We start from the raw sequence: 1,440 nt of genomic DNA, 5'->3' as shown, positions 1-1,440 counted from the left end.
GCAGGCAGGGCCAATACGGGCAGCACCGGCGAGTCCACTACGAGTCCCAGCCCGGCACCGGCCGCCAGGACCGCGACCGGCACCCGGTGCCGCACCGGAAGCGCATGGCGCACGACCCACGCCACGCGCCGCACCCGGCGCAGCCCGAGCACCCTGCGAGCCCGACCCTGCCCGGCCCGCGCCGTGCCCAGCCACGACCCGATCGCGACCGCCGCGGCCACCGCCGCCGCCATCCCCGTCATCCCCGCCACCAGCCCGCAAGCAGCGCGACCAGGCGCTGGTGACCGGGCCCGGGCCGCATCGCTCCCGCGCGTTCCAAGCGCAGCGCGGACACCGGGTGCACCCAGCCCGCCGGGTCCCGCTCCAAGACGTGGACCTCGGCGACCCGCCGCAGCCCGTCCCGCTCGCGCACCACGTGCACGACCAGGTCGAGCGCGGCGGCCACCTGGCTGTGCAGCGCGCCTCGTCCCAGGCCCGCCAGGGCCCCGAGCGCCTCCAGCCGCGCGGGCACATCGGCCGCCGAGTTCGCGTGCACCGTCCCGCAGCCGCCCTCGTGGCCGGTGTTGAGCGCGGCCAGCAACTCCACGACCTCCGCGCCGCGAACCTCGCCCACCACGAGTCGGTCGGGTCGCATCCGCAGGGCCTGGCGGACGAGGTCGCGCAACGTCACCGCGCCCGCGCCCTCGACGTTGGCGGGCCGCGATTGCAGGCGCACCACGTGCGGGTGCCGAGGCATCAGCTCGGCCGAGTCCTCGGCCAGGAGCAGCCGCTCGGCCGGATGCGCGCAGCCGAGCAGCGCGCCCAGCAGCGTGGTCTTGCCCGAACCCGTGCCACCCGAGATCAAGAAGGCGGCCCGCGCGGCGACGATCGCCCGCAGCAGCTCGGCGGCGGCCGGCGACACCGAACCGGCCCGCACGAGTTCGGCGAGCCCCAACGACGTCCGCCTCGGCACCCGCAGCGACAGGCACGTGCCGCGCACCGCGACCGGCCGCAGCACCGCGTGCAGCCGGATCCCGTCCGGCAGCGCCGCGTCCACACAGGGCGAGGCGTCGTCCAGGCGGCGCCCGGCGGCCTCGGCGAGCCGCTGGGCGAGCCGACGCACCGCGGCGTCGTCGGCAAACGTCACCGTCGTGCGCTGTGGCCCCCCGCCCCGGTCGATCCACACCTCGTCCGGCGCGTTGACCAGCACGTCGGTGACCTCGGGGTCGCGCAACAGCACATCCAGCGGCCCGGCCCCCGCGATCTCGGAGCGCAAGGCCCGGACCAACTCCGGCAGGGCCGCTTCGCCGACCACGCGGCCCTCGGCGCGCAACGCCGTCGCCACCGCGGCCGGGGTCGGCTCGTGCCCGCCGGCAGCCAATCGCGCCCGTACCGCCTCGACCAGCGCCGGATCCGGCAACACGGCCGCCGACGCCGGCAGTGGCGGGGCCGACGTCGGGA

The 1,440-nt window shown here is 77.5% G+C and carries 2 protein-coding genes; both read right to left on the bottom strand.

The features are described 5' to 3' along the window. Positions 1-242, bottom strand: a 242-nt coding sequence (locus GT354_RS38660) for a hypothetical protein (protein ID WP_161361047.1), incomplete at its 3' end; no start/stop codon positions are given. Further along, positions 239-1,420, bottom strand: coding sequence for a TadA family conjugal transfer-associated ATPase (locus GT354_RS38655; protein WP_161361048.1), 1,182 nt, complete (start codon positions 1,418-1,420; stop codon positions 239-241). The genes GT354_RS38660 and GT354_RS38655, both read right to left, overlap by 4 nt. Between the last annotated feature and the right edge of the window lie 20 nt (positions 1,421-1,440).

The organism is Streptomyces sp. SID3343 (assembly GCF_009865215.1).
In the GTDB taxonomy this organism is placed as follows: domain Bacteria; phylum Actinomycetota; class Actinomycetes; order Streptomycetales; family Streptomycetaceae; genus Embleya.
The sequence above is the reverse complement of the archived record's forward strand: the minus strand, read 5'-3'. Positions and strand labels throughout refer to the sequence as shown.